This is a genomic window from Streptomyces tubbatahanensis (assembly GCF_022699385.1).
Classification (GTDB): Bacteria; Actinomycetota; Actinomycetes; order Streptomycetales; family Streptomycetaceae; genus Streptomyces; species Streptomyces diacarni.
The window spans coordinates 7,357,710-7,379,894 of the sequence record NZ_CP093846.1 but is presented as its reverse complement, the minus strand read 5'-3'; the positions used below and the strand labels follow the sequence as shown (position 1 = coordinate 7,379,894).

Sequence of the window (22,185 nt, the reverse complement as noted above, 5' to 3'; positions counted from 1 at the left end):
GGGCACGCCGCGGGGGCGGGGACCGCACGGACGTGGCGCTCCGCTGCGGGGATTCCACTCATCGGGAGAGCCCCGCGCCGTCGCGCGGAACGGTCCTAGCGTCAAGCTCCGCTCGCTGACGCAGCACTCTGTGCGCCGACCCGTCGAGGGGACCTGATGACAGCAGACTCCGTGACCGCCTGCGCGACGCGTGCGGGCACGCAGCCCACACCCGTCGAGATGCGGCGTGCCATGAGCACGTTCGCCACCGGTGTCACCGTCGTCACCGCGGTGGACGCGGCCGGCGAGCCCGTGGGGTTCGCGTGCCAGTCCTTCGCCTCCGTCTCGCTGGAACCGCCCCTGGTCCTCTTCTGCGCGGATCACAAGGGGCGCACGTGGCCGCGGATCAGGGAGGCGGGGCGGTTCTGCGTCAACGTACTGGCCGAGGACCAGTCGGAGCTGTGCGGCCGGTTCGGCTCCGGCAAGGGCAGGAAGTACGACGGACTGGCCTGGGACCTCTCACGCTGGCGGACCCCGGCGCTGCGCGACGTGCTGATGCGGGCGCACGCCGAGGTGTACGCGGTGCACGCGGCCGGGGACCACGACGTGGTGATCGGCAGGGTTCTCGAGGTGGAGGGAATGGAGGGAGGGGAGGGAGGGCCGGAGCGCGACCCGATGCTCTTCTTCCGTGGCCGGTTCGGGCTGGGTTCCGAGCCGGACGACGCGCGGGAGGCGGCGGCGCGGTTCGCCTGGGGCTGGGGCGATCACTGGGGTTGACCGGCGCCTACAGCCAGTCGCCGTTCCGCCCCGTGGCCAGCAGTCTGTCGAGGGTCTGCGGGGACCAGCTCGCCCGCTCCTGGACTGCGGTCGCGTGGTGAGCCCTGCCGGGGGTCTCCAGGCCGGGGAACAGGTGGAGCGAGACGTGCCGGGCGGCGTCTGCCACCAGCGGGGCGACCTTCTCCAGCGGGGTCCGCGCGTGGCCGACGAGGGAGATCGCGGCCACCGGCCCCTCGGGGCCGCGGACCGCCACCGCGACGCAGGCGATGCCGGGGACGCACTCGCCGCGCTCGAAGGCCAGTCCCCGCCGCTGCCTGATGCGGTTGAGCTCCTGGTGGAGCGTCTCGGTGTCGGCGATGGTGCGGTGGGTCAGCCGTCCCATGCCCTCGGTCATCTGCGCCTCGACCGCCTCCGGTGCCAGCCAGGCGAGCATGGCCTTCCCCAACGCGGTCGAGTGCGCGGGCGCCCGGCCGCCGACGCAGGAGGGTACGGAGGTGGCGAAGCGGCCGCCGATCTTGTCGAGGTAGCGGATCTGCGCGCCGTCCAGCACCGCGAGGTGGACGACCATGCCGGTCTGTATCTGCATGTGGTGGAGCCGCCCGGCAGCGGCCTCGCGGATCTCGTTGTGGGTGCCGTCACCGCCGAGGCCCAGAGCCCGGCGGCCGAGACCGTAGCCGTGTGGGGTGTGCTCCAGCCACCTCAGCCGCACGAGTTGGTCCAGGATCCGGTGCGCCGTGGAGCGGGGAAGGTGGGTGCGGCGTGCCACGTCCTCCAGGGAGAGCCGGGTCGTGCGTCCCTCGAAAGCGTCCATGATCAACGTCATGCGCTCGACCATCGACGGCGGCAGCTTCTTTCGCGTGGGCACATCCACCGCAGGACCTGTGTCGACAACCGTCATGGGGCCCCTCCAGTCGAACTGAAATGAATTCTGCTTTTCGGAATCTAACAGCGCCGCCGAACGGGAGGAAGAGGCATGCGCCGGTTCGCTCACCGCACCGCCGGCCGGCCGCGCACGGCTCCCGCTGAGCGGGACATGCGAAGCCGCCGCGCCCGGGCGGGGGTTACGAATCGCCCGGAGCGCACGGGCCGGCCACAGAAGGAGAAGCATGCGCATCGGGATCACCTCACCCGTGGTCGTACAGCAGCCAGGGGTCAGCTCCGCCTGGGAGGCGGACGCCGGCGCCGAGGAACTGGCCCGCATCGCCCGGGCCGCCGACCAGCTCGGCTTCCACCACCTCACCTGCAGCGAGCACGTGGCCGTCCCGGTCGACGTCGCGCACCAGCGCGGCGGCACCTACTGGGATCCGCTCGCCACACTCGGCTACCTGGCCGCGTGCACCTCCCGCCTCCGGCTGGTCACCCAGGTCCTGGTGCTCGGCTACCACCATCCGCTCCAGATCGCGAAGCGCTACGGCACCCTCGACGCGCTCAGCGGCGGACGGGTCACCCTCGGCCTCGGAGTGGGCAGCCTCCGCGAGGAGTTCGCGCTGCTCGACGCCCCCTTCGAGGACCGCGGAGCACGGGCGGACGACGCCGCACGGGCGCTGCGGTCCGCGCTGTCGCGGCGCCTGCCCTCCTACCACGGCGAGTTCTACGCCTTCGAGGACCTCCTCGTCGAACCGCACGCCGTGCAGGAGCGCGTGCCGATGTGGTTCGGCGGACGCACCCCCACATCGCTGCGCAGGGCCGCGGCACACGGCGACGGCTGGGTACCGTTCGGCCTCGCACCCGACGAGCTCCGCGACATGCTCCGGCGCACCGAACTCCCCCACGGATTCGAGATCGTCCTCAGTCCCGGCCGCCCCGTCGATCCGCTCGGCGACCCGGAAGCCACGACGCGCGCCCTGATCCGGACGCGCGAGGCCGGAGCCACCCTGCTGTCCGCTTCCGTGCGGGCGGATTCGGCCGACCACTACTGCGAGCAACTGGCGGCCCTCGCCCCTCTGGCCGCGCACCTTTGACCCCACAGGAGCGAGCCCATGAGCGACACCGAGCAGCGCCTCGTCGAGGCCGAAGAACGCCTCGCGGGACTGGAGGCACGCCTCACCCGTCTGGAGGACGAGGCGGCCGTCAGCGCCCTGGTCCTCTCCTACGGGCCGCTCGTCGACAGCGGCCGCGCCGAGGAGGTGGCGGGGCTGTGGGAGGAGGAGGGGATCTACGACGTCGACGCGTTGCTGATGACCGGCCGGGAGGAGATCGCGGCCATGGTCCGCTCCGCCCGGCACCAGACCTGGATCGGCAACGGCTGTGCCCACATCGTCGGAGCGCCCCGGGTGCGGGTTCAGGGCGACACGGCCGTGGCCGTCTGCTACTCCACCATGATCACGCGGGACCCGGACACGTCCGAGTTCACCGTCCGGCGGGCAAGCGCCAACCACTGGCGGCTGCGCAGGGGGCCGCACGGCTGGCGGGTGACCGTGCGGACCAACCGCGTGCTGGACGGGCGTGCCGAGTCGCCCGCGCTCCTCGCCTCGGGTGTCGCGGACGCCGGGGCCTCAGCCGAGCCGCCGACGGGCCGCGCGTGAGCGTGCGGGCGGGCGGCGGCCGGCCACCGGTTCTGGCCGGCTGACCGCTCGGCGGCCGGCCTGAGACCAACTGGCCGCTCGTCGGCTGATGAGGCACCAACTGAGCGTGGACCGCCGACGGCGAACCGCCGGCGGTCCACGGCCCCCGTCAGCCCACCGTCTCGGTGGCGACCGGCGGCGACGCCTCGACGACACGCACGTCGTCTTCCGGCCCTGTCATGCCTCCCTGCGCCGGTGCCCGGCCGTGCTTCATGACGAATGCCACGACCACCCCGACCGCGCCGACGAGCGCCGCGTACAGATACGCGTCGGTGAGGGCGCTGTCGGCGTAGCGCACCGCGTGGGTCGACGGATCGACTGCCAGCACGTGCTTCGACATGACCGCCCCGGTGAGGGCCGTGGCGATGCCCGCCGTCAGCAGGGTGCTCATGCCGCCGACGGAGTTGCCCACGCCGCTTTGCGAGGCGGGCAGCGCGTCCTGGACCAGGTTGGCGTTCGAGGAGTGCAGGAAGCCCACCGCACACCCCGCCGTCAGGCTCATCAGCCCCACCTGCCACTGCACCGTGAACAGCCGTGAGCCCAGGAACATCACCAGCAGGAACAGCCCCGCGGAGGCGAGCAGGACGTTGCGGGCGCCGATCTTCTTGGACAGGTGGCCCCCGAGCGGGCCCACGAACATGCCCGCGATGCCCAGCGGACAGGTCCACAGGGCCAGTTCGGTGGCCGAGAGCCCGGCCCCGTAGCCGACGCCCGGGGAGTTCTCCGGTGCCATCAGCATGGTCGGGCTGATCAGCGCGTGCGCGTTCATCATGTAGGACACGCAGGCAACCGCCAGCACGGTGGGGCCGAATCTGCGGCCCAGCAGCACGTTCAGATCGATCAGCGGGTTGCGGCAGGCGCGTTCCCAGCACACGAACGCCACCAGCATCGCGCTCCCGAGGATCAGGAACGTCAGCGTCCATCCCGCGGTCCAGCCCCAGTCGCTGCCCTGGGTCACCCCGAGCAGCAGCACACCGATGCCGGGGCCGAGCAGCGCGGTACCCAGGTAGTCGATCGGGCGGTCGAGGCGGATCGGGCTCTCGGGTACCACGGCGCCGTAGACCGGCAGCAGCACCGCCACGTACAGGGCCAGGAACCAGAAGACGCCCGCGGGGCCGAAGCCGTCGAGGAGCCAGCCGGCCAGGAAGGGGCCTGCGAGGGCCGACATGCCGACGCCGGTCACCACGGTTCCCAGCGCGAGGGGTACGAACTCGCGCGGCATGATGTCCCGCACGAGGCTGTAGGACATGGTGACGACGCCGACGAGGCAGCCCTGGAGCGCCCGTCCCACCAGCAGCGCAGGGAACGAGCTCGCGCACGCGCAGACGACGCTGCCGACGACGAAGACGGCTCCGAGCAGCAGAATGACCCGCTTCTTGCCCCACTTGTCCGCCGCCTTGCCGACGAGCGGCATGACCGTGGCGCCTGCGAGGGTGAGGATCGAGGCGGCCCAGGCGATGTGCAGCGTCGCGAAGGAGGAGGCCAGCTTCGGGAGAGCCGGGTAGACCATGATGATCTCGAAGGAGGCGATCTCCGAGAAGAGGATGATCAACGCGAGCACGGCGAACAGGCGACGCCTGGAGACCGTGGAGTCGACCGGATGCGGAGTGAGTGCCATCGTGATCCTTGTCGTGGGAGAGGGAGGAGCGCGATGTCCCGCGTCAGGGGGTTGAGCACCGGCCGCCGTGGCCGACGAGCCGCCGCACGCGTGCGGGGAGCCCTCGAGAAGACGTCCGGGGACCGACGTGGGAGGGGCCCCAAGTGAGACACACCACGGGGGATCCCCTCGGCCGTGTCCCAGCCACCGGGACGATCAGCGCAGCACCGCACCGCGCGGCCAGGGCGCTGCCGCCTCCAGTTGCGCCGCCAGGGAGAGGAGCAGTCCCTCGCCGCCGAGGTCGGCGGCGAACTGCACGCCCAGCGGCAGCCCTTCGCCGTCACGCCCGAGGGGGACCGACATCGCCGGCATACCGGTGACGTTGTGCACGCTGGTGAAGGCCGCGTAGACGGACGCGTGCTCGTAGACGGTCTCGGGGCGGCGCGTGTCGAGGAGGCCGATCCTGGGGGTGGGCTGCGCGAGCGTCGGACTCAGCAGCACGTCGACCGTCCGGAAGGCGGCGCCCACCTCCCAGCCGATCTCCTGTATCCGGCGCAGCGCCCGGCTCACATCGGCGGCGCCCAGGCGGCTGTAGGTGTCGTAGAGCAGGCGCGTGAAGGGTTCGAGGTCGTCCTCGGCGAGCTGCCGGCCGAGCTGGTCCAGCCGGGCGTCGACCCTGGCCACCAGGTCGCTTCCCATCACCACGGCCGACGCGGGGCCCACCTCGGCGGTCCTGTAGGGGGCGGACAGCTCGGTGACCTCGTGGCCGAGACGCTCGCACAAGCGGGCCGCGGCGACGGCGGCGCCGGCCGAGGCGGGATGCACGGCGGGGCCGTCGGGGAGGGCGGTGATCAGCCCGACGCGCAGCCGGCCGGGGTCCCGGCGGGCCGAGGCCGTGAACGTCTCGGACGGGGTGGGCGCCGCGTACGCGTCCCCCGGCAGCGGGCCCGCGGCGATGTCGAGGAGCAGCGCGCTGTCGCGCACCGTCGTGGTGACGGCGTGGTGGCCCGAGACCAGCCCCGACAGTGTCGACGGCTGCGGCGCGGGCGACACCCTGCCGCGGCTGGGCTTGAGCCCGAAGAGACCGCACGCCGCCGACGGGATACGGATCGATCCGCCGCCGTCGCTGGCGTGCGCGACGGGCACCATCCCGGCCGCCACCGCCGCGGCCGAGCCGCCGCTGGAGCCGCCGGGTGAGTGCGCGGCGCTCCACGGGTTGCGGGTCGGGCCGTGGAGGGTGGGCTCCGTGCTGGCGTTGAGGCCGAGTTCGGGCGTGTTGGTGGTGCCGAGGACGACCATCCCGGCGCGGCGGTAGCGGGCCACGAGTTCGCTGTCCCGGTCCGCGACATCCCCCGAGAACAGCCGGCTCCCTCCCGCGGCCGGAAGGCCCGCCACCTGGGTGCCGAGGTCCTTGACGAGGACCGGCACTCCGCGCAGCGGGCCGTCGGGCAGCCCCGCGTCGATCTCCGCCAGCGCCTCGGCGAAGCGGCGGTGTATGACGGCGTTGAGCCCGGGGTCGAGCTTCTCGATCCGGGCGATGGCGCGCTCGGTGACGGCGCGCGCGTCGCTCACCCCGCTCCTGATGGCCTCCGCGGTCGCGGTGGCGTCCCCCCTGTCGACCTGGTCGTCCACGCGCTGTCTCCTCACGCTCACGGGTGAACGCGGCACTCTAGGGGGGCACTCGCGCACGCGGGCGCGGCTCCCGGTGAACGGGACCCGCGCGAAGGGGAGACGCGTCGGCCGCCGCGTCCACCCGCCTGGCACGGGAACACCCCCGCGTGCGTCACCATGCTGCGTATGAGTGATGCGCACGTCCCCGACACGGAAGAAGGGAGCGGCCCGGCCCATCGTCTGCGGCCGATGACCGGCCGCGACCCGCACGAGAGCGGCCGGGTCTCCACGCCCCTTGAGTTGCTGTTCGACCTCAGTTTCGTGATCGCGGTGGGTACCGCCGCCTCGCACTTCGCCGAGATGCTCGCGGAAGGACATCCGGGGAAGGCGGTCACCGCGTTCGTGCTCGCGATGTTCGCGATCAGCGTCGCGTGGATCAGCTTCAGCTGGTTCGCCTCCGCGTTCGGCACCGACGACTGGCTCTACCGGGCGCTGACGATGCTGCAGATGACCGGCGTCGTCGTGTTCTCCCTCGGTCTTCCCGCGATGTTCCACTCCCTTGAGGAGGGCGGGCACCTGGAGTTGCGGGTGATCGTCATCGGCTACGTCGTGATGCGGGTCGCGATGGTGGCGCAGTGGTGGCGGGCGGCCAGGGAGTCACCTCCCTTCCACGACGTGGGCATGGCGAACATCCGCTGGACGGTGCTCGTCCAGGCGGGCTGGATCGTCGTCGGGTTCGTGCCCATGCCGCTCACCGCGGCGTTCGCCGGATTCGCGGTGCTGGCGGTGGGGGAACTGGTGCTGCCGGTCCTCACCCAGGGCGAGGCGGGCGGCACCCCCTGGCATCCGCACCATGTGGCGGAGCGGTACAGCCTCTTCGCGATCATCACGCTCGGGGAGGGCGTGGTCGGCACCGTCGCCTCCTCCGGCGGACTGCTCGGCGGCGGGGACGGGACGCACTGGACCGGGAACGCGGTCGCTGTCGTCATCGCCGGTGTCGGCCTGACGTTCGGCATGTGGTGGGTCTACTTCGCCCTTCCCTTCGGTGACATCCTGGTCCACCGCCGCGGCCGCGGTTACCTCTTCGGCTACGGGCACATCCCACTCTTCGTCGGCATCGCGGGGGCCGGCGCGGGACTGCACGTGGCCGGACTGCGGCTGGAGCACGACGCGCGCGTCGGCGAGGTCGCGGTCGTGCTCTCCCTCGCCGTGCCCGTCGGCCTCTACCTGCTGATGGTGTATCTGCTGCAGACGCTGCTGCTCTCGGCGGTGGACCGCTCCCACCTGCTGCTGATCTCCCTCACGTTCGTGGTGCTGGCCGCCGCGGTGTTCCTGGCCGCGGCGGGTGTCGCGCTCGCGGTGTGCCTGCTCGTGGTGATGCTCGCCCCCTTCGTCACCGTGCTCGGCTACGAGACGACGGGCGAGCGCCACCAGCGGCGGATGCTGGAGGGCCTGCGTACGCGGTGAGTGCCCGGGGCCGCCGTACGCCGCGGCTCCTGGGGGCCGCGGGCACACACACGCGGCGGGCGGAGTCGCGTGTGCCGGTGGGCGGGTGCGGGCAGGTGTCACAGATCGGTGGCCCATGAGCGCCACACCTGATCGAGGCCGGCGCCGTCGCGGGCAGCGCCGGGTGTCACGGTGCGGGCCAGGGCGCCGGGCCCTGCCAGCGGTGTCGTCAGCGGAGGGTGCGGTCGCGCGGGCGTACGGCCGAAGGCGGCGACCGCGTCCACGACCCGGGAGCTGCCCAGGATCCCCGGCAGCTGACGCTCCTCGTGGTCCGTCAGGTCCAGTTCCTCGACGAACAGCTCCCGGCCCTCGTGCAGGACACGGGTCGCGGAACGCACGCTGCCGCCGCGTTCCGCGCTGCGTCCCAGCACGAGGGTGTCCCGCCACAGCATCGTGGCCCCGTGTCCGAGGAACACCTCGAGCCCGCGGTCGACCCGGGCACCGGCCGCGGCCACGAACGGCTTGCCCTCCCACTGGAGCCGCCCGCCGGCCGCGACGGTCACCCGGGCACGCCACGAGGAGGCGCCTCCCCTGTGGTCGTAGGCCACCAGCCCCGCCGTCTCCGTCAGTTCGAGCGCGGCGCCCGGGCCGACCGTGACATCGAGCGCGAGAGCGTCTCCTGCCAGCAGCCCCGCCGTGGTGCCGACGAGGGCGATACGGGCCGCATCGCCCCGCGCGTGCAGCGGCATCGGTGCCAGAAACGCGCCGGGGCGCAGCGTGTCGATCCGGTTGCGGGCGCCGTCGCGCTCGACGGCCACGACGGTGGGCCGGGACGTCTCCCCGGCGCGGCGGGCGTCGCCCTCGGCGCTTGTGGGCGGGGCCTCGTACAGGCCGCTCACGGTCGGGGACGCGGGTGGGAGTGCGGCGCCATGGGGCCCGGATCCCGGGGCACGAGGGTGCCGGCCCGGTGGCGGGCGAGTGTGTCGCGCAGCCACGCCGCGAGTTCGGCGACCGAGTCGGGGTCGTTCTTCGAGAGCGCCAGTACGGGCCGTTCGTCGCGGGCGCCGCGCGCGTCGGCCACCATGCGGGCGACGTCGACGCCGACGTACGGTGCCAGGTCCGTCTTGTTGACGACCAGCAGATCGGCACCGCGGATACCGGGCCCGCCCTTGCGTGCGACGTCGCCCCCGCCCGCGACGTCGAGGCAGAAGATCTGGGCGTCGACGAGTGCGGGACTGAAAGTGGCGGTGAGGTTGTCCCCGCCGCTTTCCACCAGCACCACGTCGAGCGGCCCGTGCGCCGCCTCCAGGTCCTCGACGGCGTCGAGGTTGGCGCTGATGTCGTCGCGGATGGCGGTGTGCGGGCAGGCCCCGGTCTCGACCGCGTGGATACGGTCGGTGGGCAGGACGCCGGCGGACCGCAGGAAGCGGGCGTCCTCGTCGGTGTAGATGTCGTTGGTGACCACTGCCATGGCCATGCTGTCGGCCAGTTGTCTGCACAGCGTGGCGAGGATCGAGCTCTTGCCGGTGCCGACCGGGCCGGCGACTCCGACACGCAGCGCGCGTCGGGTCGGCGGGTGCGCGCCGTGCGCGTGCGTGCTCTGCGGTGAGGAGGTGTGCGCGCTGTGCGCGGAGGACGCGTGGTCGTGGGCGTCGGACGGGAGGAGGGGGCTGTCAGGCAAGGAAGAGTCTCCGTTCGTTGTGTGGGTGCTCCAGCGCCCACTGTTCGGTCAGGGGAGCGGACCGCGCCGGCAGGCTGTCGGCCGAGGTGACCGCCCTCGACTCGGCCACCGCGGCCTCCAGTTGCGGTTCGCACGCCAGGATCCAGGCGACCGCGTCCAGCGGGTCGCCCGGCAGCAGCTTCAGGGCGGCGGAGGTGACGGTTTGCAGGTCGTCGTAGAGCACGGTGCGTGCCAGTGCCGCCTCCCCCACGCCGAGCGCGGCCGCGAGCGCGCCGGTCACGACCGGGCGCAGGGGCCGCGCGGGCGTAGTCCCCGGCACTGCCGCGTGCTCCAGTGCGACGACCGCGGGGTGGTCGGCGGCGAGCCGGCGCGCGAGCCGGTGGACGCCGCGGCCGAGCGCCGCCGACGCCTCGCGCAGCGGAGCCGTGGGGGTACGCGCGGCCAGCGCCGCCTGCACGGGGGCGTGGTCGACCGGGTCGCGCAGCCCCGCCCGCAGCGCCAGCACGGCCGCGGCGGCCTCCGTGACGGAGACGGTACGCAGCCGCGCCCGCAGCAGCCCCGGCACCTGCTCGCGGGTCAGGCCCGCCGCCACCGCGGGCTCCAGTCCGGCGCTGTAGGTGTAGGCGCCGACCGGGAGCCTGCCGTCGCACAGCAGCAGGGTCGCGAGTTCGCCGGTCATCTCTCCACCACCTCCGTCAGAAGAGGCTGTAGCGCTGGGCGAGCGGCAGGCGCTCCGCGGGGTGCGGCACCACAGGTTCGCCGTCGACGCGGATGGTGAATGTCTCCGGATCGACCTCGATGGCCGGGAGCGCCGTGTTGTTGGGCAGGTCCGCCTTGGTCAGGTGCCGCGTGGGCCGCACGGGCAGCAACTGCCGGGTGAGGCCGAGCCGGCCGGCTAGGCCGTCGTCGAGCGCGGCGGGTGAGACGAAGCTGACCGACAGCCGCGCTCCGGCCGCAGCCGCCGCCGAGGAGCGCAGAAGCACCGGCTGTGTCGTGGGGATGGCGGCGTTGGGGTCGCCGACAGGCGCGTGGACGACCATGCCGCCCTTGAGGACGGCGGCCGGGCGGATGCCGAAGAACGCCGGGTCCCACAGCACCAGGTCGGCGAGTTTTCCCGGCTCGACCGAGCCGACCACGTGGTCGATGCCATGCGCGACGGCGGGGCAGATCGTGTACTTGGCGACGTAGCGGCGGGCCCGTGCGTTGTCCGCGGGCAGACCACCCTCGTCCCGCACGCCGAAGCGCTCCTTCATCACGTGGGCCACCTGCCAGGTGCGGCAGATCACTTCGCCGATCCGGCCCATGGCCTGCGCGTCGGACGAGGTGATGGACAGCGCGCCGATGTCGTGCAACACGTCCTCGGCGGCGATGGTGGTGGCCCGGATGCGGGACTCGGCGAAGGCCAGGTCCTCCGGCACCGAGGGGTTGAGGTGGTGGCAGACCAGCAGCATGTCGAGGTGTTCGTCGACCGTGTTGACGGTGTGCGGAAGGGTCGGGTTGGTCGACGCCGGAAGGATGTTGGCGTGCGCGGCGGCCGTGATGATGTCGGGGGCGTGCCCGCCGCCCGCGCCTTCGGCGTGGAAGACGTGGATACCGCGTCCGGCGATCGCCTCCAGCGTCCCCTCGACGTAGCCGGTCTCGTTGAGGCTGTCGGCGTGCAGCGCGACCTGGAGGCCGTGGGCGTCCGCGGCCCGCAGCGCGGCGTCGATGGCGGCCGGTGTCGCGCCCCAGTCCTCGTGGACCTTGTAGCCGCCCGCTCCGGCCAGCGCCTGCTCCCGCAGCGCCTCGGCGGAGACGCTGCTGCCCTTGCCGAACAGGATGACGTTCAGCGGGAGGTGGTCCAGCGCCCGGTGCATCATGCTCAGATGACGCTCACCGGCCGTGACGGTGGTCGCCTTGGAGGCCTCCGTCGGGCCCGTGCCGCCGCCGATGACGGTGGTGGTGCCGGTGGCGAGCGCCTCTTCGAGGGCCTCGGGCACCAGCACGTGCACGTGCGTGTCCACGGCGCCGGCCGTCAGGATGCGGCCCTCGCCCGACACGATGTCCGTACCGGGGCCGATGACCAGGTCGGGATGGATCCCGTCGCTGATGTCCGGGTTCCCCGCGCGCCCCAGGGCGACGATGCGGCCGTCCCGTACTCCGACGTCCGCCTTGATCACCCCCCAGTGGTCGAGCACCACCACGTTGGTGAGCACCAGGTCCACGGCACCGGCCGCGCGCGGGACGGTGGACTGCGCCATGGACTCGCGGATCGACTTGCCGCCGCCGAAGACGGCCTCGTCACCGCCGAAGCACCGGTCCTCCTCGACCTCGATCCACAGATCCGTGTCACCGAGTCGTATGCGGTCCCCTCGCGTCGGTCCGTACAGCGCGGCGTAGGCGGCCCGGGACACCTCGGCCATCTCTTCCCCTTCCTCTTGGCGACTTTTCTCTTGGCGGCTTTCCTCTTGGCTACTTCGAGCTTTCTCGGACGCTCGGGCTGCCGTACGCGCTCAACCCGCTGTGCGCGCAGAGCGCTTCGGCCGGGTGCCGTCCCGGCGTCTCCCCGGTTCGCGCGCGTCGCCGCCCGCACCGTCGCGTACGACGATTCCGGGCACTCTCGCGTGGCCGCCCAGCCGTACCAGCGGCACCTCGACGGCGAATCCGGGCTCGAAACGCACTGACGTACCGGAAGGAATGTCAAGCCGGAAACTCTCCGCCGCTGTCCGGTCGAAAGAAAGCGCCGGATTGGCATCGGAGAAATGCAGATGCGATCCCACCTGAATCGGCCGATCTCCTTCATTGACGACCGCGAGAAGTATTTTTTCACGGCAGGTGTTGATACTCAGCATCCCGTCGCCCGGACGCACCTCGCCGGGGATCACGGGATCGGTTCGGTGATCGTGACGAGCTTGCGCCCATCGGGGAAAGTCGCCTCGACCTGCACGTCGTGGAGCATCTCCGGGACGCCTTCCATGACGTCTTCGCGGGTCAGCACTTCCCTCCCCCGGCTCATAAGATCGACGACCCGGACTCCCTCACGGGCTCGCTCGAGCACCCAGCAGGAGAGCAGCGAAACGGCTTCCGGATAGTTGAGTCTGATTCCACGGGACCGGCGGTCGCGTGCGACCATCCCGGCCACACACAACAGCAATTTCTCCGTGTCGGAGGGGACAAGAAGCATGGGTTTACTCCACGGCAGGGTCCGGAAGAATTCCGAGACCGCGAAAGCATTGCCCCTCTTATAAGTCCTCGCGGAGTGCGGCGGCAAACCGCGGAGCGCGGCGTCATGTCTGTTTTTACTGCTTGCCCCCGATAAATACGGGCAAATCCGTCAAAAAACTTTACCGTGGCTTTACTTGTGTGTATGTCATGCGGGTGCGGGCGGCGCGCCGCCGCCGGGCTGGACAACACGCATCGGCCGGGCGGAGCCCGTCCCGACGGACGCCCGGCCTCTCCGGCGCACCACCACGAGGACTGCGCATAACGAACCGGTAACACCGCGGGACGCGTGGCCCCTCACCCGCTCCTTCCCTGTGCGACACCCCTACGAGAAGAACCGGAGCACCCCCCATGTCTCAGCACCGCAGAACCCACGGCAGGACGCGCACCGGAAGGGCCGGGCGCGCACGGCTGGCGGCCGGATCAGGTGTCCTGCTGGCGCTGGGCACGGCGTTCACGGTGACGCTGACCTCGCAGGGCGGCCCGGATGACGGCGACGGCACGAGGGCAGCGAAGCGCACAGACGCACGGGCCGCCGGCAATCGGGACGGGAACGGGAACGAGGCCCGCACCGAGGCGGCCCGCGCACAAGAGGAGAAGGCCGACCACGCCGAAGAGCGGGAACTGGCAAAGGTCGCCGCCGAGGAGCGGCGCAAGGGACGCGAACGCGCCGCCAGCACGGCGCGGCAGGAGGAGAAGCGGGAGGCAGCGGAGCGCAAGCGGAAGGCAGCGGCTGCCCAGGCGCACAAGAAGGCCGCGGCCGCGAAGAAGCGCGAAGCCTCAGAACCGGCCTCTGCCGGCGCCTCCGCGAGCATGTCGGCGGACGAACGTGAGCTCATAACCCTTCTCAACGAACGCCGCTCGGCCGCGGGTCTCCCCCGGGTCGAGGAGAGCGGCGAGTTGGCCTCCCAGGCCGAACAGTGCTCCTCCGCCAGTCTCGCGAAGGGCGCTCTCGAGCACTGCGGTCACGAAGTGCTGTTCATGGGCGGTTCGGGCACGCGGCCCGAGGCCATGCTCGAAGCCTGGTTCAACAGCCCAGGACACAAGACGGCGCTCACCTACGGCAGCTCGACCAAGGCGGGTGCGGGCATCGTGACCGACGACTCCGGCCGGCTCGTCGCGGCCATCACCATCGACTACTGACAGGTGTACGACCGGACCCGTGACGGCCCGTACGGGCAGCCCGGCGGTCAGTCCGGCTCCGGCTCTCTCTCCCGGGAGGGCGCGGACTCCCGCGCGGGACGCGGCTCGGAGCGCTGGTTCTCCGAGTCGTCGGCGAGGCTTTCCAGCGAGCGGGAGTAGGCCGCCCAGACGAGCGCCCCGGTCGCGAGGGCCAGCAGTCCCCCTGCGACCACGGCGCGGACCGTCGGATGGGTGTGCCCCGGGGTACTGGGCTGGATCTCGCCCTCGGGGTCCTCGTAGACCGTCAGATGCCGGCCGCGTTCCAGCACGGTGCCGTCGTCGATCTCGCCCCCTCTCACCGGTGAGCCGTCGGGCCGGGAAAGTGTGTAGTGACGGATCAGGTATCCGCGCGGGGAGGTCACCCGGTCTCCGGTCACCACCGCATGGACGAGTTGTCCGCGTGAGCGCAGCAGAATATCGGCGCGCAGTTCGACGACGCACAGGAAGTAGAGGGCCGCGAGATAGGCGACGAGCGGTATCACGATGATGAGCCCCATGCGTTGTGCCAGGCGACTCAGCAATGCCGCCAGCACCACGAGGTAGACGGCCCAGCAAAGGGGCACGGCCCAGTGGGGAAGGGATTCGGGTGCTGCCGTGACGCCGGCGAAACCGCCGAGCAGCCATCCGCAGTTCGCCAGCATCCACCCGGTGCGCCGGGGCGCTTCCCCACCTCTCGCTGAACTCGGCATCGCCCGACACCTTAACCGTGCTCGAACCGGGCGCGTCCGGCGCCTCGTTCACCCCACCAGTCCGGCCGGTCCCGCCCGTTCCGCCCATGCCGTCCGTGCCGCCGTCTCATCCGCGCAGCGCCCTCCGGCGGCGTCCGCTCCCCCGCGCTTTCTCACCGGCTCGTCGGCGTGGGGCGGCAGGGGAGTCCAAGGGGACGGCCGCATTAGTCCATGGAGTCGCCGCAGAGAGCCGAGTAGAGAATTCCACGAGGGCGGACAGCCGGTGTCCGCGCCGGGTCCCCAGAAATCACCGAGGGATCGCACCGACCAGGGGATCGCCGGTTTCGGAAAGCACGGTTTCCCTCTCGCCCGCAGAGGTCTCCCTCTCCCCCCACAGAGAAGAGGAAGCACATGTCAGTAGTCGGGACGCTCCGCCGTTGTGCGCTACCCGCAGCGGCGGCTGCCGCTTTGCTGATGGCGACGCCGCACGCGGCGTCAGCGGACGTCGGGGGCGGCAACGTGTCGGTCGGCTGGTCGATCGACAACGCGCCGTCCTCGGGGATGACCAACATCACCTTCCCCCTCACCGTCAATCCGGCCACGGCCCACAAGGAAGGGATCTACTTCGCCCAGCAGTACAGCTTCGCGGACGGCATGGGCTACACCGGTCTGCAACCGCGCGAGAACAGCGGCTCGAACGAACGGCTGTCCGCCCGCTTCTCCACCTTCACGGAAGGGGCGACCACCTCCGACCCGCTCTGCCACGAAGGAGCCGACGGCGGTCCCGGTGTCACCTGCGCCGTGGACTTCGACGCCGTGTACGGGCACCGCTACGACATCAAGGTCGAGCGGACCGGCACCGACACCTGGAGCGGCACCGCGACGGACACGGTCACCGGCAAGGCCACCCACCTGGGGACGTACACGCTGCCGGCCGGGAGCGGCAATCTCCAGGGTTCCCAGGGAGGCTTCGTGGAGTACTACCTCGGGGTCCCCAGCTGCGCCGAGATGCCCAGATCGGATGTCGTCTTCGGCGGTCCGACGTCCACGGACGCCGGTGGGCTGAGCGGTACCTCCAGGGCGAACTACGAGTACAGCGACTGCGTCGGCGAGTCCGGCTACCATGCCGAGAACGACGGCGCCGGTACGCATGTGACGCGCGGCTTCGTCTCCTGAGCCGCGGGCTGTCCACCGAGCCGCCCGCCGCGCCTTGGGCGGGCGGCTTCGCGGCTGTGGTGGCGGGGTCGGATCGGTTCCGGTCCCGCTCCCGGCCGCCCAGCGCCGGCGTACATGGCCATGCGGGGCTTTCACCCCCTCCGGCTGATCGGCGCGGGGGCCGGCAACCACCGCAGTCAGCCCGTCCCTGGTGTGAGCGACGTGGAGGCCGTCCGCGGGCCTCCCGTCCGGTGCCGGCCGCCGGTCGGTGGCGGGGCGCGGACGCGGTTGTTCAGACCGCGTCCCAGTTCGCCAGCAGCGCCGCCGTGAGGGCGCAGACCGCGATGCCCAGAAGGAGGTACCGGGCCCACCCCACCCAGCGAGGAACCGTTTCTTCGTGCCACTCGACTTCTCTCACGCCGCGTCCAACGACGCGCCGGACTCGCGGCAACGTGCGGCGCTGTCGCCGTTATGCGATTGTCATCCGATCCGCGTCACACGCCGCCCGTCTCCAGCCCGGCGAGGCGGGAGGTCCCGGCGTAGAGCAGGCGTCCGTCGCGGCGAACGCGTAGGCGCAGTCGCCCCGAGAGGTGCTGGAGGGAGTGGCCGTAGCGGTACGGGTCGAGCAGCGGCACCGGCAGCCGGAGCGGCCGCTCGCCCTCGGCCGTGCCGGTCATCTCGACCTGGTAGCGCGGCGAGCGGCCGCGCACGTGCCAGCTGCCGTCCCCGACGGTGGCGCGCACCCACGCCCCGGGCGGGACCAGGCTCACCGTCCGGCCGCCGATGCCGACGACGAGGCCACCCACGGGCACGGTCAGCCTGCCGCGGCCCAACAGGCCGCCCGCGAAGGCGACACACAGGTCCTGGCGGTCGAAGCCGTGGGCCTGGCCCCACCACCAGGCGCGGGGAAAGCCCCTCCCCCAGGACTTCTCCGCGTAGACCTGGCAGCCGGTCAGGTCCCAGGTGTGGTCGCGCAGCCGTACCGTCCCCTCCACCGCGGCGCCGAACAGGTGGGGGTGCCAGTAGTGGTCGAGCCCTGGAACGAGGGAGAAGACGCCGCTGCCGTGCAGAAAGCGGCGCGGTGGCCAGGTGTGGAACGGGCGCAGCGCGCACCGGAGGTCCACCTCGTCACCGACGCGCGCCCGCAACCGGTCGCGGGTCAGCTCGAGCGCGGGGTGCGCGGCGATGCGGTAGGCGCTGGTGTCCGCCCCGGTTCCGTCGACGCTGGTCGAGCGCACCAGGCCGCCGGGGTGCGCCGCGGCGACGACCGTGGTCCAGGGGCGCCGCGGGTGGTGGTTGACACCGCAGGCGAGGAGCAGGACGCGGCCGTTGACCGGGTCCGTGAAGCGCCACAGGTAGCCCTCCATGGGGGCCGGGTGCGCGGGCAGGGGGTCGCCACGGGGCAGGTCGGCGCCTGTGGCCCGCCAGCGGCGGCGCAGGCCCGCCCCCAGGCCGTGGTGGGGCCGCGACGCGTCCCCCGGGGCGTCGGGCCGCGGGGCGTGGAGCCCGGGGGCGCCGAGCGGGGCGCGGAGCCCGGCCGCGCGGTGCGGGGCGGAGCGGCGGCGGGGCGCCCTCACGTCCACCGTGCCGTCACGTAGTGCGCGGTGGCGAGCAACTCCGTGCGGACGCGCGCGGGCATCGGCAGGCCGGCGACCGCGCCGACGGCCGCCCGCTGCCGGCGGCGTGCCTCCGCTTCGGCCGCGGCCCGGCCACCCGCGGCCTCGACCAGCTCCAGGGCGGTGTGCAGTTCCTCGGTGGACAGCCGTCCATCGGAGCGGCGCCGCAGGAGGGCCTGCAACCGGTCACCGGCCGTGGTGCCGGAGTTGAGCGCCGCGACGAGGGGCAGGGTTCTGCGGCCTTCGCGCAGATCGGTGCCGACCGGCTTGCCGGTTGTGGACGGCTCGCCCCACAGGCCGAGGATGTCGTCGGCGCATTGGAAGGCCACGCCGAGCCCGCGGCCGAACTGGGCGAACCGTGCCACCTCCCGCGGCCCGCCACCGGCCAGCAGCGCCCCGATGGCGGTGGCCGCAGCCAGCAGCGCGCCCGTCTTGGCGGATGCCGCACGGCGGTAGTCCGCGAGGGTCACGGCGCCGGGACCGCTCCAGGGAGCCCGGGTGAAGTCGTGGTCGTACGCCTGTCCGTGCAGCGTGGTGAGCATGGAACGGGTCAGCAGGGTGAGGGCCCAGCAGGACCGCTGGGTACGCGGCGCGGCCAGCGTATCGGCGGCGAGCGCGAACAGGCCGTCGCCGGCCAGCAATGCCGCCCCCGTGCCGTACTGCTGCCACAGCGCGGGGCGGCCCCGGCGGGTGGGGTCGCCGTCCATGATGTCGTCGTGGACGAGGGCGAAGTTGTGGACGAGTTCGACGGCGGCGGCCCCCGGGGTGGCCTGCTCGGCGGGCGCACCCAGCGCCTCCGCCGCGAGGTAGGCCAGCGCCGGGCGGACGGCCTTGCCCGGCATGGCGCGGTCGGTCTCCTCCCCGTCGGGCCCCCACCACCCGAAGTGGTAGCCGCTCATCCGGGACAGCTGCCGCGGCAGTGTGCGCACGGCCGTACGCAGCGTGGGCTCCAGCCGTGCGTGCGCCCGTCGGCAGACCGACACGGCGATCTCGTGAGCCCTCGCCGGGGGACTCACCGCTGTGCTCATCGCGCCTCGCGCCCCTCCCGTACGGGCTCCACCGGCAGGGGGCTCGGTTTCGTGGACGCGTGAGTCTCCGGCGGCGCGGGCGCCGTGCCGCCGGTGTCCTCGTGGTGGGCGGGCCGCCGGGCCGCGGCGACGGCCCGGCAGAGCCACACGGTGAACAGCAGGGCGGTTCCGCCCGCGATGGCGTTCCAGAGCGCGGGAGCCGGCTTCCCCGCCAGCAGCAGGTCGGCGAGGAGGGCGAGCATGGTCGCGCAGGTGGTGAGCGGCAGTTGCATGGACGCCCAGAAGGTGACGTCACCCGAGCGGCCTGTGTCGGACATCGCGTCGGTACGCAGCCCGCGCACCACCAGGACCGCGACCGGAGCGACCAGCAGCTGGGCGGCGGCCACCAGCGCGGGCAGCACCTGGGTGAGGGCCAGGACGAGCACGCCCGCGTACAGGACGGCCTGGCCCGCCGTGTAGACGTGGGTGACCCGGCGGGCACCGAGCACGCCGGCCAGGGTGGCCTTGCCCACGAGGGCGTCACCCTCGATGTCCGCGAGGTTCATCACCAGGCAGCGCAGCACCTGGAGCGCCGCCACCAGCCCGGTGCACCACCCGAGCAGCGCGCCGGATCCGCCGGGTTGCAGGACGGCGGCGAGGAGAGGGCCCATTCCGTACAGGACGGCCGCGCAGCTCGCCTCGCCCAGTGCGTGGTAGTTCAGCCGCAGGGGCGGCGCCGTGTAGAACCAGGCGAGCGCGATCAGCGCGCCCGCCAGCAGCCGGGCGGGCAGCGTGGGCATCGCCAGGACGAGTGCCAGCGAGGTGAACAGCAGGACGAACGCGGCGCCGATGCTGGTGGCGGGGGTGAGCAGCCCGTCGACGAGGACGCGGCTGCCGCCCGTCCAGGCGGTCGGCCGCGGGTTGGCCCGGTCGGCCTCCAGGTCGAAGTACTCGTTGCAGAAGTGGGTCATCAGGTGCGTCGACCAGGCGAACGTCAGCGTGAGCAGGTACCAGGCCGGCGAGAAGGCGCCGGTCGCGTGCACGGCGAGGGTCACGCCGAAGCCGGTCACCATCATCGACTGGAAGAGGAACTTGACCCTGGCGAGCCTGAGGAAGGCGGCGAGCGAACCGGGTGCCGGCGAGGGGGGTGCCGGCGAGGCGGTTGCCGGCAGCGGACCGCCGCTGCCCGGCGCGTCGCTCATGCGCCCTGCTCGGCGGCGGACTCGGTCCCGGGCTCGGCGACGGACGCGGCCTCGGCGGCGGGCTCGGTCCCGGGCTTGGTGGCGATGATGATGCCGTGGGGCGTCCACCCTGGTACCTCGACGCGTTCGATCGCGGTGAAGCCGGCCGCGCGCAGGCACTCCTCGTGCAGCCGCCACGGGTAGATCATGCCTCCCTCGGCCGGCAGGGAGGCGAAGTAGACGCTGTCCAGGGCCGCTACCACGGGGCCGTCGCCCTCGTCGTTCGACATCGAGTGGAAGAGGACGACGCGCCCGCCGGGGGCGAGGGCGTCGTGGGCCTTGCGCAGCAGCGCGGTGTTCTCCTCGGGCGTCCAGATGACCAGCTGGTGGGCGAAGAGGACGCAGTCCATCCCGCCGGGAAAGGCGTCGGTGAACATGTCGCACGGCACTACCGAGACGCGCTCGCCCAGCCCCGCCTCGGAGATCTTCTTCTCCGTCATCGGGGCCGAGGAGGGGATCTCCAGGATGGTCACCTCGAGGTGGGGGTGGTGTGCGGCCAGGGCGAGCGCGTTGACGGCGTCGCCTCCGCCGCAGTCGAGGAGCCGGGTGGCGCCGTGGAGGTCGAGCGCTGCGACGAGGTGTGCGTTGGCCAGCTCGGACCAGGAGCGCATGTACCGGTAGAAGACCGTCTCCAGGCGGGGGTGGAGACTGAAGCGGTGGTACAGGTCGGGGTGGTCGCCGGGGATGCGCCGCAGCCCGACGTTGGAGTTCTCGCGCAGGGAGGCGACGAAGTCCTCCTGTCCCGGGTAGACGATGTGCGCTTCGAAGGCGACGGTGTCCCGCAGCTTGCTCCAGTCGCCTTCCTCGGCCAGCGACTCGATCAGCTCCGCCGCCCGGTACCTTCCGTCCTCCTTGCGGGTGAGCCCCAGCGAGGTGCAGCCCAGCAGCAGGATGTCGGCGGCCCGCTCGGCCAGGCCCAGCTCGGCCCTGATCGCGGTGGCCTCCAGCGGCCCCCGCTCCATGAGCAGGTCAAGCAGCTTCAGCTCACAGGCGGCGTTGAGGTACTGGAACGCCGCGTGCCCGAAGAGCAGGAGGGACAGCCGGTCCATGTCCAGCTCGGCGGGGCGCGCGGGGGCGGGGGCATCCGGCGTGTCCGACGGGACGGTCATCGCGGTGGTCATGGTTCCCCTCTTGGCGTGCGTGGCTCGTCGACCGGAGCGAACGGTGCCGAAAGCGCGTTCGTGGGCGAGCGGTGAAACGGCGTGAATAGGTCAATAGGCACTATACGCACCTCTTAGGTACATATAGTGATAACTCACGTAGTCAACGCAGGGGACGCCACCATGAAGCCGACGGCACTCGACACGACGGAAGCCGCAGCGGACGCCCCGGCCGCAGGTGCCCAGGGCGACGCCCGCCCGTGGGACGTCGCCGGAATCGACCACATCAGGCTGTGCGTGGGAAACGCCCGCCAGGCCGCCCACTTCTACGTCTCGGCCTTCGGCATGGAGATCACCGCGTGCCGGCGCCCCGAGAACTCACCGCAGGGACACGCCGAGTACGTGCTCACCTCGGGCGGCGTCCGCTTCGTGGTGACGGGCGGCGGCGAACCCGACAGCCCCGCCACCCGGTGGGCGGCGCTGCACGGCGACGGGGTCAGCGACATCGCTCTCCAGGTCGCCAACCTGGACGAGGGGCTCGCGTACGCCACGCGCGCCGGCGCACGGGTGCTCCAGGAGCCGACGACGGCCCAGGACGAGTACGGTGCGGTGCGCACGGCGGCCATCGCCACCTACGGCGAGCTGCGGCACACCCTGGTCGAGCGCCGCTCCTACCGCGGCCCCTTCCTGCCCGGCTTCGAGGCCCCCTCCCCCGGCTGCCCCCGCCCCTCGGGCCCGCGCCTCTTCCACCGCGTCGACCACCTCGTCGGCTGTGTCGAACTCGGCCTGCTGGAGGAGTGGGTCGACTTCTACCGCCGCACCATGGACTTCTCCACGATGGCCGAGTTCGTCGAGGACGACATCGCCACCGCGTACTCGGCCCTGATGAGCAAGGTCGTCACCGACGGTTCGCAGAAGGTCAAGCTCCCGCTCAACGAACCGGCGCCCGGCCGGCGCCGCTCCCAGATCGACGAGTACCTCACCTACCACAGGGGGCCCGGCACCCAGCACATCGCCCTGGAGACCGAGGACATCCTCGCCGCGACGGACGCACTGCGGGCCGCCGGCGTCGACTTCCTGCCCACTCCCCGCGCCTACTACGACGATCCCGTGCTGCGCTCACGGATCGGCTCCGTACGCGTCGACGTCGACGAGCTGCGCTCCCGCGGCATCCTGGTGGACCGGGACGAGGACGGCTACCTGCTGCAGATCTTCACCCGCCCCCTGGTGGACCGCCCGACCTTCTTCATCGAACTGATCGAACGCCACGGCAGCCAGGGCTTCGGCAAGGGCAACTTCAAGGCGCTCTTCGAGGCCGTCGAGCGCGAGCAGGAGCTCCGCGGAAACCTCTGACACCCCA

21 protein-coding genes are annotated in these 22,185 nt (G+C 72.3%); 7 read left to right on the top strand and 14 right to left on the bottom strand.

The genetic code is table 11. The features are described from left to right. Positions 1-156 precede the first annotated feature (156 nt). Positions 157-756: a flavin reductase family protein gene (locus MMF93_RS31650; RefSeq protein ID WP_242756592.1), complete on the top strand. Its 600-nt coding sequence runs from the start codon at positions 157-159 to the stop codon at positions 754-756. A gap of 7 nt (positions 757-763) precedes the next feature. Here MMF93_RS31650 and MMF93_RS31645 read toward each other — a convergent pair whose 3' ends face one another. Beyond that, positions 764-1,654 carry an IclR family transcriptional regulator gene (locus MMF93_RS31645; RefSeq protein ID WP_242756591.1) on the bottom strand — a complete coding sequence of 297 codons (891 nt, stop codon included), beginning with the start codon at positions 1,652-1,654 and terminating at the stop codon, positions 764-766. 208 nt (positions 1,655-1,862) lie between these two features. Between MMF93_RS31645 and MMF93_RS31640 the strand changes: the two genes are divergently transcribed. After that, positions 1,863-2,717, top strand: a complete 855-nt coding sequence (locus MMF93_RS31640) for a TIGR03619 family F420-dependent LLM class oxidoreductase (RefSeq protein ID WP_242756590.1) — start codon at positions 1,863-1,865, stop codon at positions 2,715-2,717. Between the two features lie 18 nt (positions 2,718-2,735). Then, positions 2,736-3,281: a nuclear transport factor 2 family protein gene (locus MMF93_RS31635; protein WP_242756589.1), complete on the top strand. Its 546-nt coding sequence runs from the start codon at positions 2,736-2,738 to the stop codon at positions 3,279-3,281. 148 nt (positions 3,282-3,429) lie between these two features. Here MMF93_RS31635 and MMF93_RS31630 read toward each other — a convergent pair whose 3' ends face one another. Then, the gene (locus tag MMF93_RS31630; protein WP_242756588.1) at positions 3,430-4,938 is read right to left on the bottom strand and encodes an MFS transporter; all 1,509 of its coding nucleotides are present in this window, start codon (positions 4,936-4,938) and stop codon (positions 3,430-3,432) included. A gap of 195 nt (positions 4,939-5,133) precedes the next feature. Next, a complete protein-coding gene (locus MMF93_RS31625) occupies positions 5,134-6,549 on the bottom strand; it encodes an amidase (protein WP_242756587.1) in 1,416 nt (471 codons plus the stop codon). 165 nt (positions 6,550-6,714) lie between these two features. Between MMF93_RS31625 and MMF93_RS31620 the strand changes: the two genes are divergently transcribed. Beyond that, positions 6,715-7,995 (top strand): low temperature requirement protein A, encoded by a 1,281-nt coding sequence (locus MMF93_RS31620; protein ID WP_242756586.1) that lies wholly within the window; start codon positions 6,715-6,717, stop codon positions 7,993-7,995. A 98-nt stretch (positions 7,996-8,093) separates the two neighbouring features. On the opposite strand, the gene MMF93_RS31615 is transcribed toward MMF93_RS31620, so the two are convergent. From MMF93_RS31615 to MMF93_RS31590, 6 genes are all read right to left on the bottom strand, one after another. Continuing rightward, positions 8,094-8,873 (bottom strand): urease accessory protein UreD, encoded by a 780-nt coding sequence (locus MMF93_RS31615; RefSeq protein WP_423835559.1) that lies wholly within the window; start codon positions 8,871-8,873, stop codon positions 8,094-8,096. Beyond that, positions 8,870-9,655 carry an urease accessory protein UreG gene (ureG, locus tag MMF93_RS31610; RefSeq protein ID WP_423835558.1) on the bottom strand — a complete coding sequence of 262 codons (786 nt, stop codon included), beginning with the start codon at positions 9,653-9,655 and terminating at the stop codon, positions 8,870-8,872. The genes MMF93_RS31615 and ureG overlap by 4 nt, the downstream gene beginning before the upstream one ends. Beyond that, positions 9,648-10,334 carry an urease accessory protein UreF gene (locus MMF93_RS31605; RefSeq protein WP_242756585.1) on the bottom strand — a complete coding sequence of 229 codons (687 nt, stop codon included), beginning with the start codon at positions 10,332-10,334 and terminating at the stop codon, positions 9,648-9,650. Before MMF93_RS31605 ends, ureG begins: the two co-directional genes overlap by 8 nt. A 16-nt stretch (positions 10,335-10,350) precedes the next feature. Then, positions 10,351-12,057, bottom strand: a complete 1,707-nt coding sequence (locus MMF93_RS31600) for an urease subunit alpha (protein ID WP_242756584.1) — start codon at positions 12,055-12,057, stop codon at positions 10,351-10,353. A gap of 90 nt (positions 12,058-12,147) precedes the next feature. Further along, positions 12,148-12,519 (bottom strand): urease subunit beta, encoded by a 372-nt coding sequence (gene ureB / locus MMF93_RS31595; protein WP_242756583.1) that lies wholly within the window; start codon positions 12,517-12,519, stop codon positions 12,148-12,150. Beyond that, positions 12,516-12,818, bottom strand: a complete 303-nt coding sequence (locus MMF93_RS31590; RefSeq protein WP_242756582.1) for an urease subunit gamma — start codon at positions 12,816-12,818, stop codon at positions 12,516-12,518. The genes ureB and MMF93_RS31590 overlap by 4 nt, the downstream gene beginning before the upstream one ends. Positions 12,819-13,207: 389 nt before the next feature. Here MMF93_RS31590 and MMF93_RS31585 point away from each other — a divergent pair, with 389 nt between their 5' ends. Next, entirely contained in the window at positions 13,208-13,999 is a 792-nt protein-coding gene (locus MMF93_RS31585) for a CAP domain-containing protein (protein ID WP_242756581.1), read from the top strand. A 47-nt stretch (positions 14,000-14,046) separates the two neighbouring features. Here MMF93_RS31585 and MMF93_RS31580 read toward each other — a convergent pair whose 3' ends face one another. Continuing rightward, positions 14,047-14,727: a DUF3592 domain-containing protein gene (locus MMF93_RS31580; protein WP_242756580.1), complete on the bottom strand. Its 681-nt coding sequence runs from the start codon at positions 14,725-14,727 to the stop codon at positions 14,047-14,049. Positions 14,728-15,180: 453 nt separating this feature from the next. Between MMF93_RS31580 and MMF93_RS31575 the strand changes: the two genes are divergently transcribed. Beyond that, on the top strand, positions 15,181-15,882 hold the full coding sequence (locus MMF93_RS31575; protein ID WP_242756579.1) for a hypothetical protein: 702 nt from the start codon (positions 15,181-15,183) through the stop codon (positions 15,880-15,882). Positions 15,883-16,355: 473 nt separating this feature from the next. Here MMF93_RS31575 and MMF93_RS31570 read toward each other — a convergent pair whose 3' ends face one another. Genes MMF93_RS31570 through MMF93_RS31555 form a run of 4 tightly spaced genes read right to left on the bottom strand, consistent with a single transcriptional unit; the run spans position 16,356 to position 20,846 of the window. Further along, positions 16,356-17,438: a tocopherol cyclase family protein gene (locus MMF93_RS31570; RefSeq protein WP_242756578.1), complete on the bottom strand. Its 1,083-nt coding sequence runs from the start codon at positions 17,436-17,438 to the stop codon at positions 16,356-16,358. Next, positions 17,435-18,505: a polyprenyl synthetase family protein gene (locus tag MMF93_RS31565; RefSeq protein WP_242756577.1), complete on the bottom strand. Its 1,071-nt coding sequence runs from the start codon at positions 18,503-18,505 to the stop codon at positions 17,435-17,437. Before MMF93_RS31565 ends, MMF93_RS31570 begins: the two co-directional genes overlap by 4 nt. Next, positions 18,502-19,686, bottom strand: a complete 1,185-nt coding sequence (locus MMF93_RS31560; RefSeq protein WP_242756576.1) for a prenyltransferase — start codon at positions 19,684-19,686, stop codon at positions 18,502-18,504. Before MMF93_RS31560 ends, MMF93_RS31565 begins: the two co-directional genes overlap by 4 nt. Then, on the bottom strand, positions 19,683-20,846 hold the full coding sequence (locus tag MMF93_RS31555; protein WP_274709524.1) for a methyltransferase: 1,164 nt from the start codon (positions 20,844-20,846) through the stop codon (positions 19,683-19,685). The genes MMF93_RS31560 and MMF93_RS31555 overlap by 4 nt, the downstream gene beginning before the upstream one ends. A gap of 162 nt (positions 20,847-21,008) precedes the next feature. Between MMF93_RS31555 and hppD the strand changes: the two genes are divergently transcribed. Further along, positions 21,009-22,178, top strand: a complete 1,170-nt coding sequence (hppD, locus tag MMF93_RS31550; protein ID WP_242756575.1) for a 4-hydroxyphenylpyruvate dioxygenase — start codon at positions 21,009-21,011, stop codon at positions 22,176-22,178. Positions 22,179-22,185: the final 7 nt, after the last annotated feature.

Coding starts and splice junctions, on each gene's coding strand:
- MMF93_RS31650 (WP_242756592.1), top strand. CDS start 157: ATGACAGCAGACTCCGTGACCGCCTGCGCGACGCGTGCGGGCACGCAG.
- MMF93_RS31645 (WP_242756591.1), bottom strand. CDS start 1,654: ATGACGGTTGTCGACACAGGTCCTGCGGTGGATGTGCCCACGCGAAAG.
- MMF93_RS31640 (WP_242756590.1), top strand. CDS start 1,863: ATGCGCATCGGGATCACCTCACCCGTGGTCGTACAGCAGCCAGGGGTC.
- MMF93_RS31635 (WP_242756589.1), top strand. CDS start 2,736: ATGAGCGACACCGAGCAGCGCCTCGTCGAGGCCGAAGAACGCCTCGCG.
- MMF93_RS31630 (WP_242756588.1), bottom strand. CDS start 4,938: ATGGCACTCACTCCGCATCCGGTCGACTCCACGGTCTCCAGGCGTCGC.
- MMF93_RS31620 (WP_242756586.1), top strand. CDS start 6,715: ATGAGTGATGCGCACGTCCCCGACACGGAAGAAGGGAGCGGCCCGGCC.
- MMF93_RS31605 (WP_242756585.1), bottom strand. CDS start 10,334: ATGACCGGCGAACTCGCGACCCTGCTGCTGTGCGACGGCAGGCTCCCG.
- MMF93_RS31600 (WP_242756584.1), bottom strand. CDS start 12,057: ATGGCCGAGGTGTCCCGGGCCGCCTACGCCGCGCTGTACGGACCGACG.
- MMF93_RS31590 (WP_242756582.1), bottom strand. CDS start 12,818: ATGCTTCTTGTCCCCTCCGACACGGAGAAATTGCTGTTGTGTGTGGCC.
- MMF93_RS31585 (WP_242756581.1), top strand. CDS start 13,208: ATGTCTCAGCACCGCAGAACCCACGGCAGGACGCGCACCGGAAGGGCC.
- MMF93_RS31580 (WP_242756580.1), bottom strand. CDS start 14,727: ATGCCGAGTTCAGCGAGAGGTGGGGAAGCGCCCCGGCGCACCGGGTGG.
- MMF93_RS31575 (WP_242756579.1), top strand. CDS start 15,181: ATGGCGACGCCGCACGCGGCGTCAGCGGACGTCGGGGGCGGCAACGTG.
- MMF93_RS31565 (WP_242756577.1), bottom strand. CDS start 18,505: ATGAGCACAGCGGTGAGTCCCCCGGCGAGGGCTCACGAGATCGCCGTG.
- MMF93_RS31560 (WP_242756576.1), bottom strand. CDS start 19,686: ATGAGCGACGCGCCGGGCAGCGGCGGTCCGCTGCCGGCAACCGCCTCG.
- MMF93_RS31555 (WP_274709524.1), bottom strand. CDS start 20,846: ATGACCACCGCGATGACCGTCCCGTCGGACACGCCGGATGCCCCCGCC.
- hppD (WP_242756575.1), top strand. CDS start 21,009: ATGAAGCCGACGGCACTCGACACGACGGAAGCCGCAGCGGACGCCCCG.